13 protein-coding genes are annotated in these 14,550 nt (G+C 64.2%); 5 read left to right on the forward strand and 8 right to left on the reverse strand.

Annotated features, from left to right (window positions below):
* Window positions 1-185: 185 nt before the first annotated feature.
* Window positions 186-1,097 (forward strand): LysR family transcriptional regulator, encoded by a 912-nt coding sequence (locus tag ACEN9O_RS25685; protein ID WP_495614624.1) that lies wholly within the window; start codon window positions 186-188, stop codon window positions 1,095-1,097.
* Window positions 1,098-1,181: 84 nt separating this feature from the next.
* On the opposite strand, the gene ACEN9O_RS25690 is transcribed toward ACEN9O_RS25685, so the two are convergent.
* The 6 genes from ACEN9O_RS25690 to ACEN9O_RS25715 all read right to left on the reverse strand — a co-directional run bounded on the left by ACEN9O_RS25690 (window position 1,182) and on the right by ACEN9O_RS25715 (window position 6,151).
* Window positions 1,182-1,385 carry a cold-shock protein gene (locus ACEN9O_RS25690; RefSeq protein ID WP_008448165.1) on the reverse strand — a complete coding sequence of 68 codons (204 nt, stop codon included), beginning with the start codon at window positions 1,383-1,385 and terminating at the stop codon, window positions 1,182-1,184.
* Window positions 1,386-1,670: 285 nt separating this feature from the next.
* Window positions 1,671-2,027, reverse strand: a complete 357-nt coding sequence (locus ACEN9O_RS25695) for an Hpt domain-containing protein (protein ID WP_495614625.1) — start codon at window positions 2,025-2,027, stop codon at window positions 1,671-1,673.
* A 5-nt stretch (window positions 2,028-2,032) separates the two neighbouring features.
* On the reverse strand, window positions 2,033-2,683 hold the full coding sequence (gene upp / locus ACEN9O_RS25700) for a uracil phosphoribosyltransferase (RefSeq protein WP_495614626.1): 651 nt from the start codon (window positions 2,681-2,683) through the stop codon (window positions 2,033-2,035).
* 37 nt (window positions 2,684-2,720) lie between these two features.
* Window positions 2,721-3,302, reverse strand: a complete 582-nt coding sequence (locus ACEN9O_RS25705; protein ID WP_495614627.1) for a TetR/AcrR family transcriptional regulator — start codon at window positions 3,300-3,302, stop codon at window positions 2,721-2,723.
* Window positions 3,303-3,317: 15 nt separating this feature from the next.
* Window positions 3,318-4,994, reverse strand: coding sequence for an isovaleryl-CoA dehydrogenase (locus tag ACEN9O_RS25710; RefSeq protein ID WP_495614628.1), 1,677 nt, complete (start codon window positions 4,992-4,994; stop codon window positions 3,318-3,320).
* Complete coding sequence (locus ACEN9O_RS25715; protein WP_495614629.1) at window positions 4,991-6,151, reverse strand: acyl-CoA dehydrogenase family protein; 1,161 nt, start codon at window positions 6,149-6,151, stop codon at window positions 4,991-4,993. Before ACEN9O_RS25715 ends, ACEN9O_RS25710 begins: the two co-directional genes overlap by 4 nt.
* Before the next feature lie 109 nt (window positions 6,152-6,260).
* On the opposite strand from ACEN9O_RS25715, the gene ACEN9O_RS25720 reads away from it, so the two are divergent.
* From ACEN9O_RS25720 to ACEN9O_RS25735, 4 genes are all read left to right on the forward strand, one after another.
* Complete coding sequence (locus tag ACEN9O_RS25720) at window positions 6,261-7,475, forward strand: acetyl-CoA C-acetyltransferase (RefSeq protein ID WP_495614630.1); 1,215 nt, start codon at window positions 6,261-6,263, stop codon at window positions 7,473-7,475.
* Between the two features lie 2 nt (window positions 7,476-7,477).
* Window positions 7,478-8,752: an enoyl-CoA hydratase/isomerase family protein gene (locus ACEN9O_RS25725; RefSeq protein ID WP_495614631.1), complete on the forward strand. Its 1,275-nt coding sequence runs from the start codon at window positions 7,478-7,480 to the stop codon at window positions 8,750-8,752.
* 264 nt (window positions 8,753-9,016) lie between these two features.
* The gene (locus tag ACEN9O_RS25730) at window positions 9,017-10,690 is read left to right on the forward strand and encodes a putative bifunctional diguanylate cyclase/phosphodiesterase (protein WP_495614632.1); all 1,674 of its coding nucleotides are present in this window, start codon (window positions 9,017-9,019) and stop codon (window positions 10,688-10,690) included.
* Window positions 10,687-12,183, forward strand: a complete 1,497-nt coding sequence (locus ACEN9O_RS25735) for an HDOD domain-containing protein (protein WP_495614633.1) — start codon at window positions 10,687-10,689, stop codon at window positions 12,181-12,183. The genes ACEN9O_RS25730 and ACEN9O_RS25735 overlap by 4 nt, the downstream gene beginning before the upstream one ends.
* 4 nt (window positions 12,184-12,187) lie before the next feature.
* Here the strand turns inward: ACEN9O_RS25735 and ACEN9O_RS25740 are convergent, their stop codons facing one another.
* The gene (locus tag ACEN9O_RS25740) at window positions 12,188-13,339 is read right to left on the reverse strand and encodes an MFS transporter (protein ID WP_495614634.1); all 1,152 of its coding nucleotides are present in this window, start codon (window positions 13,337-13,339) and stop codon (window positions 12,188-12,190) included.
* A gap of 6 nt (window positions 13,340-13,345) precedes the next feature.
* Entirely contained in the window at window positions 13,346-14,470 is a 1,125-nt protein-coding gene (gene aroC, locus ACEN9O_RS25745) for a chorismate synthase (protein WP_495614635.1), read from the reverse strand.
* Window positions 14,471-14,550: the final 80 nt, after the last annotated feature.

Genomic DNA, 14,550 nt, shown 5'->3' on the forward strand with positions numbered 1-14,550 from the left:
GAAAATATTAACTACACGATCAAATTATAAGCACTGGCCTTCTTGTTGCACGCCGATTCTTTTAGTGTGCGGACTCAGTTACGCCTTGATATGTTTTACAGTATATTCACTAATAAGTTATGCAAACGAGACTAAAAATCACATCATCTATGCGTTTTTATCACAAATGACGGGCTAGCCTATCCATGGGTCAATTCAGACAGATTTCCACCTTTGTAGAAGTGGTTTCCAAGGGCAGCCTGTCGGCCGCCGCGCGGGCCGAGGGCATCGCCCCCGCCATGATAGGCCGCCGCCTGGACGCGCTGGAAAGCCGTTTGGGCGTCAAACTTTTGCAACGCACCACGCGCAAACTGGCGCTCACCAACGAGGGCGCGGCCTTCCTGGAAGATTGCCAGCGCATCCTGGCCGAGCTGGAGGAAGCCGAAACCGCCGTCGCCGAACGTAGCGCGCACGCCACAGGGCACCTGATGATCTCGGCGCCGGCCGGTTTCGGACGCCAGCACGTGGCCCCGCTGATCCCGTCTTTCCTGGCCGAGCACCGCGACGTCAGCGTCACGCTGAACATGAGCGACCGCGTGGTCGACATCGTCGGCGAAGGCATCGACGTGGCAATCCGCATCGCCAGCCTGTCCGATTCCAACCTGGTCAGCGTCAAGCTGGCCGACAACGAACGGGTGGTGGTGGCCGCGCCCTCCTACCTCAAGCGTTATGGCGAGCCGAAGACGCTGGCCGACCTGGCCAAGCACAACTGCCTGGCGATCAGCAGCGAAGGCAGCCAGCGCGGCTGGACCTTCCACGACAACGGCAAGAACGTGGTGATGAAGGTCGGCGGCAACATGGGCAGCAATGACGGCCAAGTGCTGCACGACTGGGCGCTGGCCGGCAAAGGCCTGGCATGGCGCTCGATGTGGGAAGTGGGGAATGAGATCGAATCGGGCAAGCTGCAGACCGTGCTCGATCAACACGCCGCGCCGGGCAACGACATCTACGCGGTGTTCGCGCAGCGCCGGCACCTGCCGCTGCGGATACGCGCCTTCGTCGACTTCCTGCGGCACACATACGCGCAGCCGGATTACTGGCGCAAATCCTGGAAATAATGCCGATTTAACAGCCCGCACAAAACGCGGGCGAAAAAAAATCCTCGGATACCGAGGATTTCTTATTTCGTTTGATTCAGCGTATTACAGTGGCTGAATGTTCGAAGCTTGCTTGCCCTTAGGACCAGCGGTCACTTCAAAAGAAACACGTTGGTTCTCTTGCAGCGACTTGAAGCCTGCGGACTGAATCGCCGAGAAGTGAGCGAACAGATCTTCGCCGCCTTCGTCTGGGGTGATAAAGCCGAAGCCCTTCGAATCATTGAACCATTTTACGATACCAGTTGCCATTACAATTCCTATTTCAGTTAAGTTGGGCTTGCGCCCGTGATATCGTTTGAGGCAAGAAAGAAATGACAGACAAACTGCACTACTCTTGAATCTAAACGATCCCGCATTATACCCATTTACGAGAGAAAAGCACGTTTTCGCGAAAATAAATGCAAAGCCACTCTTTTTTTGGTAGAAAACAACCTAAAAGGATAACTTTCCGTCGCTCAACCCTCGTACGATAGGGTACATATGTCACTATAGACAACTTAATAGTACGTCACTTGAGATGGATCAAGCGCACGCTTACTCATAAGTTGTTGCTTTGGCGTCACGGGCCATCCATTTCAACAGCTGCTCCACCTCCGGAATCACCTCAGGCCAGCCGCTGTGCTCGGTTAAAACGCCACGCACCATGTGTTCGATGCGTCGCGCCTGCTGCCCCAGCATGCCATAGCCAAAAGTCCCGGCCGATCCGGCCACGCCGTGCAGCAGTTCGTGCAGCTGGCGCAGAGCCGCTTCCGGCGGCAGTTCGTCGCCGAAGGCCTTGCAGACGGCGAGCGCCTGGGCGATCCGCTCCATCGTTCCCGGCACGGTCGCGGCGAATTTTTCGCTCAACGCGGCCAGGCGGGCACGGAAGGCGGGATCCTCAGACATCGCCATGATGATTACTTGGTACCGAAAATACGGTCGCCGGCATCGCCCAGGCCAGGCACGATGTAGGCGTGGTCGTTCAGGTGCGAATCCAGCGAGGCGCAGTAGATCTTCACGCCAGGATGCGATTTCTGGAACACTTCGATGCCCTCCGGTGCCGCCACCAGCGCCAGGAAGATGATCTGCTCGTCCGTGACGCCACGCTTTTTCAGCACGTCGACCGCGTGCACGGCCGAGTTACCGGTCGCCACCATCGGGTCGCACAGGATGAAGGTACGCTCGACCGTGTCCGGCAGGCGCACCAGGTATTCCACCGGCTGGTGGGTTTCCGGGTCGCGGAATACGCCGATGTGGCCGACGCGGGCCGACGGCACCAGGTCCAGCAGCCCGTCGCTCATGCCGATGCCGGCGCGCAGGATGGGGACGATGGCCAGCTTGCGGCCAGCGATGACCGGCGCGTCGATCGTCATCAACGGGGTTTCGATGGTGCGGGTGGTCAGCGGCAGGTCGCGGGTGATCTCGTAACCCATCAGCAGCGTGATTTCCTTGAGCAGGTCGCGGAAGGTACGGGTCGACGTATCCTTGGCGCGCATGTGGCTCAGTTTATGTTGGATCAGCGGGTGGTCGGTGATGAACAGGTTGGGAAAGCGCGGATCTTGTTTCATTGTTTGCTCTTTTAGTCGGTATGTGGCGGTTATTATACTAGGCCTCAGGTCCCAGAAACATGGCGACCGCCTCTTCCGCTATCTGGTCCAGGCTCGATCCCTGGCCCGGTTTGTACCACAACACGCTGTAGTTGATGGCGCCCATCAGCAGCAGACGGGCGACCGCGCTGTCGCTGCGTAGCAGGCCGGCGGCCGATAGTTCGTTCACCACGTCCTGCCACAGTTGATCGTAGCGGTCGCGCAGCACCTGCACCCGTTCGCGCAGCTCCGGCGTCAGGCGGCGCCAGTCGTACAGCAGCACCGGAATGAAGTCGTGCCCCTCGCCCAGCACGATCTCCAGGTGCGCGCGTACCAGCGCCTGGAACTTGGCACGCGGCGGCAGGTCGCCCGCGGCGATCTGCTCGGCGGCCGGCAGCCCCGCCACCAGGCCCTCCTCCATCACCGCGGCAAGGATCTCCTGTTTGCTCTTGAAGTGATAGAACGGACTGCCGGAACGCATGCCGACGGCATCGGCGATGTCGCGCGTGGTGGTGCCGTCGAAACCCTGCTCGCGGAACAGGCGCGCGGCCACGCGCACCAGATCGGCGCGGCGGTTATCGACAGGAGCTGTATTCGTCATAACTATTTATCCAGTTTATTCAATCAGCGCACGCGCCAGGATCGCGGCGCAATCCACACCCGCCGGCAAGCGCCCGAACGCGCCGCCCGGCTCGCGTGCCAGCCGAGATGCGACAAACGCCGACGATACATACGCCGGCGCATGCCGCAGCAGCAGGCCCGCCTGCACCGCCAGCACGACGCGCTCGGCCAGCACGCGGGCGCCGAATTCGTCGGACTGCGGTTGGTTCAGATCGTCCAGCAAGGCTTGGGTGTAACGCACATAGTCGGCATCGCCCTCGCCGGCCAGCGCCAGTTCGGCTGCCAACGCTGCGCGCGCGGCAGGAGTTTTGCCGAAGGCGCGCAGCAAGTCAAGGCACATGACGTTGCCGGAGCCTTCCCAGATCGAATTGACGGGCAGCTCGCGGTACAGGCGCGCCAGCGGTCCGTCCTCCACGTAGCCGCTGCCGCCGATGACTTCCATCGCCTCCGCGCCGAAGGCCGGGCCGCGTTTGCAGATCCAGTATTTGCCGGCCGGCGTCAGGATGCGCGCCAGCAGCGCCTGCGCCGTATCATCGCCCTCATCGAAGCAGCGCGCCAGCCGCATGCCGAAGGCGGCCGCCGCCTCCGATTCCAGTGCCAGGTCGGCCAGCACGTTCTGCATCAGCGGCTGCTCGGACAGCGGACGGCCGAACGCCGAGCGGCCGCGCGCGTGATGCAGCGCATGCGTCAGCGCGGCGCGCATGGTGCCGGCGCTGCCCAACACGCAATCGAGACGGGTGTGGCTGCCCATTTCCAGGATCGTCGGAATGCCGCGTCCCGGCTTGCCGATCAACCAGCCGTAAGCGCCGGTGAACTCGACTTCCGACGACGCGTTGGAGCGGTTGCCCAGCTTGTCCTTCAGACGCTGCACGCGGATCTGGTTGCGGCTGCCGTCCGGCAGGTAGCGCGGCAGGAAGAAGCACGACAGGCCTGCGCTGCCCGCGTCATCGGTCTGCGCCAGGATCAGGTGCGCATCGCTTTGCGGCGCCGAGAAGAACCACTTGTGGCCGACGATACGGTACACATCCTCGCCTTCATCGCCGAACATCGCACGCGCCTCCGCCGGCAGCAGGGGTTCTGCGCGCGTGGTGTTGGAGCGCACGTCGGAACCGCCCTGCTTCTCCGTCATGCCCATGCCGATAATGGCGCCGCGTTTCTGCTCAATCGGCAGCGAGCGCGGATCGTATTCGGTCGACAAAATCTTCGGCAGCCACTTGGCGGCGATCTTCGGCACCTGCTTCAGCGCCGGCACGGAGGCATACGTCATCGTCACCGGACATTGCGAGCCGTTCTCCAATTGGCCGAACAGCATGTAGCGCGCCGCCCGCGCGACCTGCGCACCAGGCCCGCCGAGCCACGGCGACGAATGAGCGCCGTTCCCGATCAGCAGTGCCATCAAACTATGCCAGGCCGGATGGAACTCCACCTCGTCCACGCGCTTGCCACTGCGGTCGAAGTTATGCAACCTGGGCGAGTGCAGATTGGCCAACCGCGCCAGGTCGAGCACTTCGGCCCGTCCCAGCTGCGCCCCCAGCGCGTGCAGCGATTCAGCGGCTGCCGCGCCGCCTTCGCGCAGCAAGGCTTCCTGCAAGGCCGGATCGGCCGCATACAGATTGACGTTCTCGAACGGCGCAACCGTGTTGCGCACTTCATGCGTATCGAATGGATTCATTTCCTCTCCTTTTTAGGCAGGATGCCCATCTGCTTGGCGATGATGCCCAACATGACTTCATCCGCGCCGCCGGCGATCGACGTCAACCGGCCGTCGCGGAACATACGTGCCACGCGGTTGTCCCAGCTGTAGCCCATGCCGCCCCAGAACTGCATGCACGCATCGGGCACCATGCGCAGCAGGCGGCCCGCCTTCAGCTTGCACATCGACGCCAGTTCCATCACATCCTGTCCGCTAATATATAGCTGTCCGGCACGATAGGTCAGCGCGCGCAGGCTCTCCACTTCCGTCTTCAACTCCGCCAGCTTGAAATGGACATGCTGATTATCCAGCAGCCGGCCGCCGTACATCGCACGCTCGCGCGCCCATTCCACCGTCAGCTCGATGCAGTTGGCCAGCGTCTGCACCGCATTGGCGGCTGCCCACAGCCGCTCCTCCTGGAACTGCAGCATCTGGTAGACAAAGCCCTGCCCCTCCTCGCCGATGGCATGGCGCTGCGGCACGCGCACCTCGTCGAAGTAAATCAGGCCAGTATCGGAGGCGTTCATGCCGATCTTGCGGATCTTCCTGCCGACCGAGACGCCGGGTGTGTCCATCGGCACCATCACCAGCGTCTTGTTCTTGTGCGCCGGCCCATCGGAGGTGTTGACCAGCACGCACATCCAGTCGGCCTGCAGGCTGTTGGTGATCCACATCTTGCTGCCGTTGATGATGTAGTCGCCGCCATCCTTGCGCGCGTAGGTCTTGATGGCCGCCACGTCCGAGCCCGCATGCGCCTCCGACACGCCCACGCAGCCCACCATCTCGCCGCTGATGGCCGGCGCCAGGAATTCACGGCACAAGGCATCCGAGCCGAAACGCGCCAGGGCCGGCGTGCACATATCGGTCTGGACCCCGATCGCCATCGGGATCGCGCCGCAGTCCACATGACCCAGCGTCTCGGCCATGGCCATCGAATACGAATAGTCGAGACCCAGGCCGCCATACTCGACCGGCTTGGTCAAGCCCAGCAAACCGAGCTCGCCCATTTTCCCGAACAAGGCGTGGGCCGGAAATATGCCGGCTTCCTCCCACTCATCCACGTGCGGATTGATTTCGCTCTCGATGAAGCGCTTCAGTGTGCGTTGTAATTCCTGATGTTCGTGGCTGTCAAACATGGGCTGTCTCCTTTTTATCAGGCCAGACTAGCGCAAATACAGGCACGAAGCAAGCAGTTGCTTTGTTGTCGTTTGCACTCTATGATAGCCGTCCAGACAAGGAGATTCCATGACCGAAGCCTATGTGTACGATGCCATCCGCACGCCGCGCGGCAAGGGCAAGAAGGACGGCAGCCTGCACAGCGTGAAGCCGATTTCGCTGCTGTCGGGCCTGATGCGCGAGCTGCAATCGCGCCACAAGCTCGACACCGCGCTGATAGACGACGTCGTGCTCGGCTGCGTGACGCCGGTCGGCGACCAGGGCGCCGATATCGCCAAGATCGCCGCGCTGGCGGCCGGCTGGGACTGGAAAGTGGCCGGCGTACAACTGAACCGTTTCTGCGCCTCCGGCCTGGAAGCGGTCAACCTGGCGGCGCAGAAGGTGCGCTCCGGCTGGGAAGACCTGGTGGTGGCCGGCGGCGTCGAATCGATGTCGCGTGTGCCCATGGGCTCGGACGGCGGCGCCTGGGCGCTGGATCCGGAAACCAGCCTCAACACCGATTTCCTGCCGCAAGGCATAGGCGCCGACCTGATCGCCATGCTGGACGGCTACACCCGCGAGCAGGTCGACGCCTACGCCATGCGCTCGCAGCAGAAGGCCGCCGCCGCGCGCGCCGCCGGCCGCTTCCGCTCGGTGGTGCCGGTGCACGACCAGAACGGCGTGCTGATCCTGGCCGAAGACGAATTCATCAAGCCCAACACCACCATCGAAACGCTGAGCGGCCTGAAGCCCTCGTTCGAGGCCGCCGGCAGGATGGGCTTCGACAGCGTGGCCCTGCGCAAATATCCGCAGCTGGAACGGGTCGACCATATCCACACGGCCGGCAATTCGTCCGGCATCGTCGACGGCGCCGCGCTCGCCCTGATCGGCAGCCTGGCCGCCGGCGACCGGCTCGGCCTGAGGCCGCGCGCGCGCGTGCTGGCCACCGCCGTCACCGGCACCGATCCGACCATCATGCTGACCGGCCCAGCGCCCGCCGCCCGCAAGGCGCTGATGAAGGCCGGCCTGGGCATCGCCGACATCGACCTGTTCGAAGTGAACGAGGCCTTCGCCTCGGTGGTGATGCGTTTCATGACGGAGCTGGGCGTGCCGGAAGAAAAGGTCAACGTCAACGGCGGCGCCATCGCGCTCGGCCATCCCTTGGGCGCGACCGGCTGCATGCTGCTCGGCACCCTGCTGGACGAACTGGAAGCCCGCGAACTCAAGCGCGGCCTGATTACCCTGTGCGTCGGCGGCGGCATGGGCATCGCCACCATCATCGAACGCGTGGGGCACGGAGCATGATCATGATCACCACCAATCAAAACGGCGGCGTCGTCACCGTCCTGTTGGCCCCACGCGCCATCAATCCGCTGAGCCGCCTGTTCCAGCGCGAGCTTGGCGCCCTGATCGACAAGCTGGAAGCCAAGCGCAGCGAGCTGCATGGCGTCATCCTGGGCTTCCACGCCGACGGCGGCGACTCCGACCACGAACTGGAACACCTGATGTCGCTGACCAAAGCCCAGGCCAGCGATTGCATGCAGATGCTGGGCGCCTACAACGCCTTGCTGCGGCGGCTGGAATGTCTGGGCATCCCGGTGATCGCCACGCTGGGTGGCGCGGTCAGCGGCCATGCGCTGGGCCTGGCGCTGGCCTGCCATCGCCGCATCAGCCTGGTCGACGCCACCTTCAGCCTGCCGCAAGTGCAGCTGGGCGTGGCGCCGGTGGCCGGCGAAATCGTCCGCAGCGTGCGCCTGGCTGGATTGCAGGCCGCCATGCCGCTGCTGCTGGAAGGCGCGACGTTGACGGCTAACCAGGCGCTGCACGCCGGCCTGCTGCACGCCGTGGCCGACAGCGAAGAGGAAGTCGCCGAACTGGCGCACGGCACCATGGCTGCCGAGGCGCAGGCCGTGCAGCCGTGGGACGTCAAGGGCTTTCGCTTGCCCGGCGGCGCGCTCACGTCCGCGCCGGTGCAGACCCTGCTGCAAGTGGCGCCCGCCATGCTGCGCGCGCGCACCGGCGGCCACGCTCCGGCACCGGAGGCCATCCTGTGCGCCATGGTCGAAGGCTTGCAAGTCGACTTCGACAGCGCGCTGCTGATCGAAAGCCGTTATTTCTGCCAGACGGCGATCAGCCCCGTGGCCCGCAACCTGATGCGCCTGAGCCAGATCCGCGCCGACCTGACGTCCAGGCCGGCGCTGGAACTGGCCGCCGCGCTGCAGCAGCGCTACGCCGACGAAGTGCAAGCCTTGCGGTCCGCATCGGTGGCGGAAGCGCTGCTGCGCAACACCGCCAGCGCCGCCGGCCTGCCGCCGCCGCCCGACACGGCCGCGGTCCCCGCCCGGACCGATGGCACGGCACCGGGCCCCGACGTGGCCGACCTCCGCGACCGTCTGCTGTATGCACTGTCCATTACCGCTCAAGATCAAGTCGGACAAGGCAGCCTCGCCAGCGACGAGGCCGACCTGGCTGCCGTGCGCTTGTTCGGGTTCCCGGCCCACACCGGCGGCCCGGTCCACTTTGTCCAGCACGTCGGCGCGCAGCACTTCGCCAACCGCGCTGCAGAGCTCGGCTTACGCTGAGGCCTGAACCGCCCCGCACGGCTGCCCCGAACAGCCGTGCATTCCCCTCTGTCCAACGTTTTTTTATCGCAACTCAATAGAAAACTGTAAAAGTCACCCGGATGTTGTCATTTTTCATGTAAATCCACTCTCATCAGTGATACATTGCGTTCTGGTTTTGCAAGATTCGCGCAGCCACGTTACATGTATAAAATGAAAGATTAGATCCTCGCGATGTTTTCCAGTATCCCAGCCCCATCCCCGCGTCATGAATTGGATAACCTCATGGAAGAGGCGGGCGATGTTGTCTTTCGCCTCAATCAACTGGGGCAGATACTGTTTGCCAGCAAGCGCGCGGTCAGCCTGATCGCCAGCCAGGCGCCGTTGGCCGGCGACACGCTGCCGCGCCTGATGTCGCTGGACGACCAGGCCCCGCTGACCACCGTGCTGGCCGAAGTGGGCGCATCGGGACAGTCCCGTCTGCTGGAAGCGCGCATCAAGACACCGGACGCCGAGATCTGGCACGAACTGCGGGTATCCTGCTACGTCAACCAGCACGGCCTGAGCGAGCTGCTGGTGGTGGGGCGCGACATGACGGTGCAGCGCGCCACCGAAGAACGCCTGCGCCACATGGCCACCCACGATGCCCTGACCGAACTGCCCAACCGCCTGCTGCTGTCGGACCGCATGCGCATGGTGATCGCCAACGCGCGCCGCTCCGGCCAAGGCTTCTCGGTCGCCACCATCGGCCTGGATGGTTTCAAGAAAGTCAACGACGGCCTCGGCCATCCGGTCGGCGACGCCTTGCTGCGCACCGCCGCCGCCCGCCTGCGCAAGACGCTGCGCGACAGCGACACGCTGGCCCGCGTCGGCGGCGACGAGTTTGTCGCCGTGCTGCCCGGCACCGCCACCGAGGCCCAGATCAAGCTGGTCACAGGCCGCCTGATCGCGACCTTGCAGTCGCCGTTTGAAATCGACAACCACACGATCTACGTCGGCGCCTCGGTCGGCGTGGCGGTCTATCCGCAGCACGCCGAGGACGAGGTGCGGCTGGTCGCGCTGGCCGACGCCGCCATGTCGCGCGCCAAGGAAACCGGCAAGGCGCGCTGCGTGGTCTACAGCCAGTCCCAGTCCGGCCCGCCGGAGCACGATATCTCGCTGGAGGCGGCGATGTTCCAGGCCGTGCGCGAAGGCGAGTTCCTGCTGTATTACCAGCCCATCGTCGACGCCCGCACGCGCGAGATCCAGGGCTTCGAAACGCTGATGCGCTGGAAGCATCCGACCCTGGGCATGGTGCCGCCGGCCCGCTTCATCCCGATCGCCGAGACCAACGGCCTCATCAATTTGCTGGGCGCCTGGGCCTTGAAGGCGGCCTGCGTGCAGCTGAAACAGTTCGAAGAGGTGGCCAAGCGCAGCCTGTACATCTCTGTTAATATCAGCCCGCGGCAATTCCGCAACGATAAATTTCTCGACGTGCTGGACGATGCGATCGCCTTCTCCGGCCTACTTGGTGAGCAATTGGTTTTAGAAATCACAGAAGGCACTTTGATGATCGACCCGGTGCATGCCGAGTCCATCCTGTCCAAGATGGCGGAGCGCAACGCCCGCATCGCCATTGACGATTTCGGCACCGGCTATTCCTCGCTGGCCTACCTCAAGCGCTTCCCGATTTCCGTACTGAAGATCGACCGCACCTTCATCCGCGACCTGCCCGGTTCGCAGAAGGATGGCGCCATCTGCAACGCCGTGCTCGACCTGGCCAAGCACCTTGGCTTGTCGGTGGTGGCCGAGGGCGTGGAAAACGAAGGCCAGATGGAATACCTGGAACAGCGCGGCTGCCAGTACATCCAGGGCTACCTGACCGGCAAGCCGATGGCCGCCAACGTGGCGCTGGCCGCGCTCAAGGAAAGCATCCACGTCAAGGTGGTGCCGCCCGAACTGCGCCAGGTGGCGCAATGACGCCGCGCTTCGCCGCCAGCAGCCCGCTGGGCGACGCCACGCTGGCGACGCTGTGGGACTGCACCCGCCGCCGCGGCGACATGCCCGGCTTCGCCAAGGCCATCACCGCCATCCTGGGCGCCATGCGCGGCGAGGACGAGCAGGAATTCAATATGACCCGCACCGTGCTGTCCGATCCGGTGCTGACGCAAAAGGTGCTGCGGCTGGCCAACAGCGGCATGTATTCGGCCTTCGGCCAGCACGTCAACACCGTCTCCAAGGCGGTGCTGGTACTGGGCACGGAGGCCATCGGCCACCTGGCACTGGGGCTGAAGCTGATCGAGGAACTGGCCGCCGGCTCGCCCGACGCCACCATCGCCCACATCGAAATGGAAAAGGCCGTGCTGGCCGGGATCGTGGCGCAGCAGATCGCCTACACCGCTGAAAGCCGCCACGGCGAGGAAGCCGTGGTGTGCTCGATGCTGCACACGCTGGGCCGCATGATGATGACCTTCTACATGCCGGAACGCTGGCACGAGCTGCAGCGCGCCGCCAACCAGGAAGGCCGCAACATCGACGACATCGCACCGGACATGCTCGGCCTGACGATGGAGGAGATCGGCCACGCCGCCGCCGTGCACTGGGGCCTGCCCGGCACGCTGGTGAAGGGCATGCGCAAAGTCGCGCCACCGGCGCCTGGCGCGGAAGTGAGCACCTCCGACTGGATCGCCGGCCTGTCGACGATGTCGGCGCTGTGCGCGGAATCGCTGTGGCACGACGACGCCGATGGCGCCGCCGTGGTCCAGCAACTGACCCAGGCCTACTCCGCCATGCTGGGCGTGGCGCCGGACAACCTGATGCACGCCATCGAGCAGGCCAAGGTGGTGGCGGCGGCCGACCTGACCATCGCACCGCTGTCGCGCCCCGCCGAACGCCGCGCCAAGGCGCTGGCCAAGACGCGCCAGCGCGCCGCCGGCAACAAGATCCTGCTCAGCGGCCTGGCCGACATGCGCGATATGCTGGAGACGGCCAACCCGGGCCAGATGGTGCAGATCGCGCTGGAGACCGTGTACAAAGGCCTGGACTTCTCGCGCGCCGTGGCCTTCGTGCGCAACCGCAAGGACAACCAGTACGCCGCCAAGATCAGCTTTGGCGAAGGCAGCAAGGAGCTGCTGCCGGCGCTGAGCTTTGACGACGCCTACGAGCCGAACGTGTTCCACGCCGCCTTGAACAGCGACCGCGTGATCTTCATCGAAAACGCCCGCGACGCCAAGTTCGCCGCCAAGCTGCCGCTGTGGTGGAAGAGTTCCCTGTCCGAAGCGCGCAGCTTCGTGATCCTGCCGCTGTCGGCCAACGGCCAGCCGGCCGGCTTCCTGTACGGCGACTGGGACGATTCCTTCCCGCCGATCCAGCTGAGCCAGACCGAGTTCTCGCTGTTGAACGACATGCGGGCGCTGGTGGTCAAGGCGGTGGAACGCCGCCACAGGCAGGAAGCCATCTCCAGCCGCAGTTGATTTTTTAGTAGGTATCGCGCTGCTGCCAGCGGAAGGACAGCACGGCAGCCAGCGCGGAGCCCAGCACCATCGCCGCCGCCACGTAGTACACCGACTGCGGCCCCGCCCTCTCCCACCACTGCGCCAGGAACAGCCCGCCCAGCGAGCCGCCCACGCCATACGAAATGCTCATGTACAGCGCCTGGCCGCGCGCCTGCAAGGACCCGGAGAACCAGCGCTGCAATGTCATCACGCTCGACGAGTGATGCAGCGCGAACGTGGCCGCGTGCAGCACCTGCGCCACGATCAGCAGCCACAGCACGTGCGGGCCGAAGCCGATCATCAGGAAGCGCACCAGCGCCACCGCCAGCGTCACATACATCATGAGCTTCGCGCCCCAGCGCTTGAACAGCGGCGCCTGGAAGTAGAACAGCAGCACCTCGGCCAGCACGCCCAGCGACCACATGGCGCCGATCACGGTCTTGCTGTAGCCGTTGCGTTCCAGGTAGAGCGAATAGAAGGTGTACAGCGAAGTGTGGGCTGCCACCATCAACGCGGTCGAGGTGAAGAAGGCGATCACCTCGCGCCGGCGCAGCAGCGACAGCAAGGGCGGCGGCGCCACCTTGTGCACGCGGCGCGGCACGTCCTGCAGGCGGAACGCGGCGCCGATGGTCAGCACCAGCAGCGCGGCAGCCACCCACGGCAGCGCGACAATGCCGTAATGTTCCAGCGCATACGCGGCCAGCGTCACCGAGACGATGAAGCCGATCGAACCCCACATGCGGATGCGGCCATAGAAGGTCAGGTCGCCGCGCATCTCGGACAGCATCAGCGCTTCGCAGATGGGCGCCTGGCCGCTGGTGAACAGGTTCAGCACGATCATCGCCAGCATGAAGTGGGCGAAGCTGCTGCCGAAGAAGAAGCCGCAGAACCCCGCCAGCGCGGCAAAGCCGGCCATGCGCAGCACCAGCACGCGGCGGTCGTAATGATCGGCGACATAGCCCCACACGTTGGGACCGACGATGCGCAGCACCTGGATCATCGACATCAGTACGCCGATCTGCGCCACCGTCATGCCTTTATCGGCGAAGAACAGCGTGGCGTAGGTGCTCCAGGTCCCCGCGTGCGCGTAGTAGCAGAACAGGAATAAGGCGAAGCTGAAGGCTTGTACCGGCACCGCTTATCAGGCGGTCGGCAAGATCGGCGACTGCGGCGGCGCAATGTTAGGCGTCGTCACGTGGACGTCGCCGCACTGCGCGCGGTGCATCAGCGCGTGGTCCATCAGCACCAGGGCCAGCATCGCCTCGGCGATCGGCGTGGCGCGGATGCCGACGCACGGGTCGTGGCGGCCGAAGGTCTCGACCATCACCGAATTGCCGTCCTTGTCGATCGACTGGCGCGGCGTGCGGATCGACGAGGTCGGCTTGATGGCGATCGACACCGTGATGTCCTGGCCGGTCGAGATACCGCCCAGCACGCCGCCGGCGTTGTTGCCGATGAAGCCGCCTGGCGTCAGCGAGTCGCCGTGCACGGAGCCCTTCTGCGCCACCGACTTGAAGCCGGCGCCGATTTCCACGCCCTTGACGGCGTTAATGCCCATCATCGCGTAGGCGATGTCGGCGTCGAGCTTGTCGTAGATCGGCTGGCCCAGGCCGACCGGGATGTTCTGGGCGACGACGTCGATGCGCGCGCCGATCGAATCGCCGGCCTTGCGCAGCTCGTCCATCGCCTCCTCCATGCGGGCGATCAGGGCGGCGTCGCCGCTGGCCGCGAAGAAGGGATTGTCGTGCACGTGGATCCAGTCCTGGAACGGCACTTCGATCTCGCCGAGCTGGCTCATGCAGCCCTTGAACACGGTGCCGTATTGCTGGTTCAGCCATTTCTTGGCGATGGCGGCAGCGCCGACCACCGGCGCCGTCAACCGTGCCGACGAGCGGCCGCCGCCGCGCGGATCGCGGACGCCGTATTTATGCCAATAGGTGTAATCTGCATGACCGGGGCGGAAACTCTCGGCAATATTGCCGTAATCCTTGCTGCGCTGGTCTTCGTTGCGGATTAGCAGCGCGATCGGCGTGCCGGTGGTGACGCCCTGGTACACACCCGACAGGATTTCCACCGTGTCCGGTTCCTTGCGCTGCGTCACGTGACGCGAGGTGCCCGGTTTGCGGCGATCCAGTTCCGGCTGAATATCGGCTTCCGACAAAGGCAGTCCCGGTGGGCAGCCATCGATCACACAACCAATCGCGGGACCGTGCGACTCACCAAAGGTAGTAACTGAAAACAATTTGCCAAATGTATTGCCGGACATAGGAAGAGAATCTTTGGAAAAAGGTGGAAAGTACCTAATTCTACCAGCCAGAGGCGATTGCCGCCGTGCCGGCACAATAA

It is taken from the genome of Duganella sp. Dugasp78 (assembly GCF_059491455.1).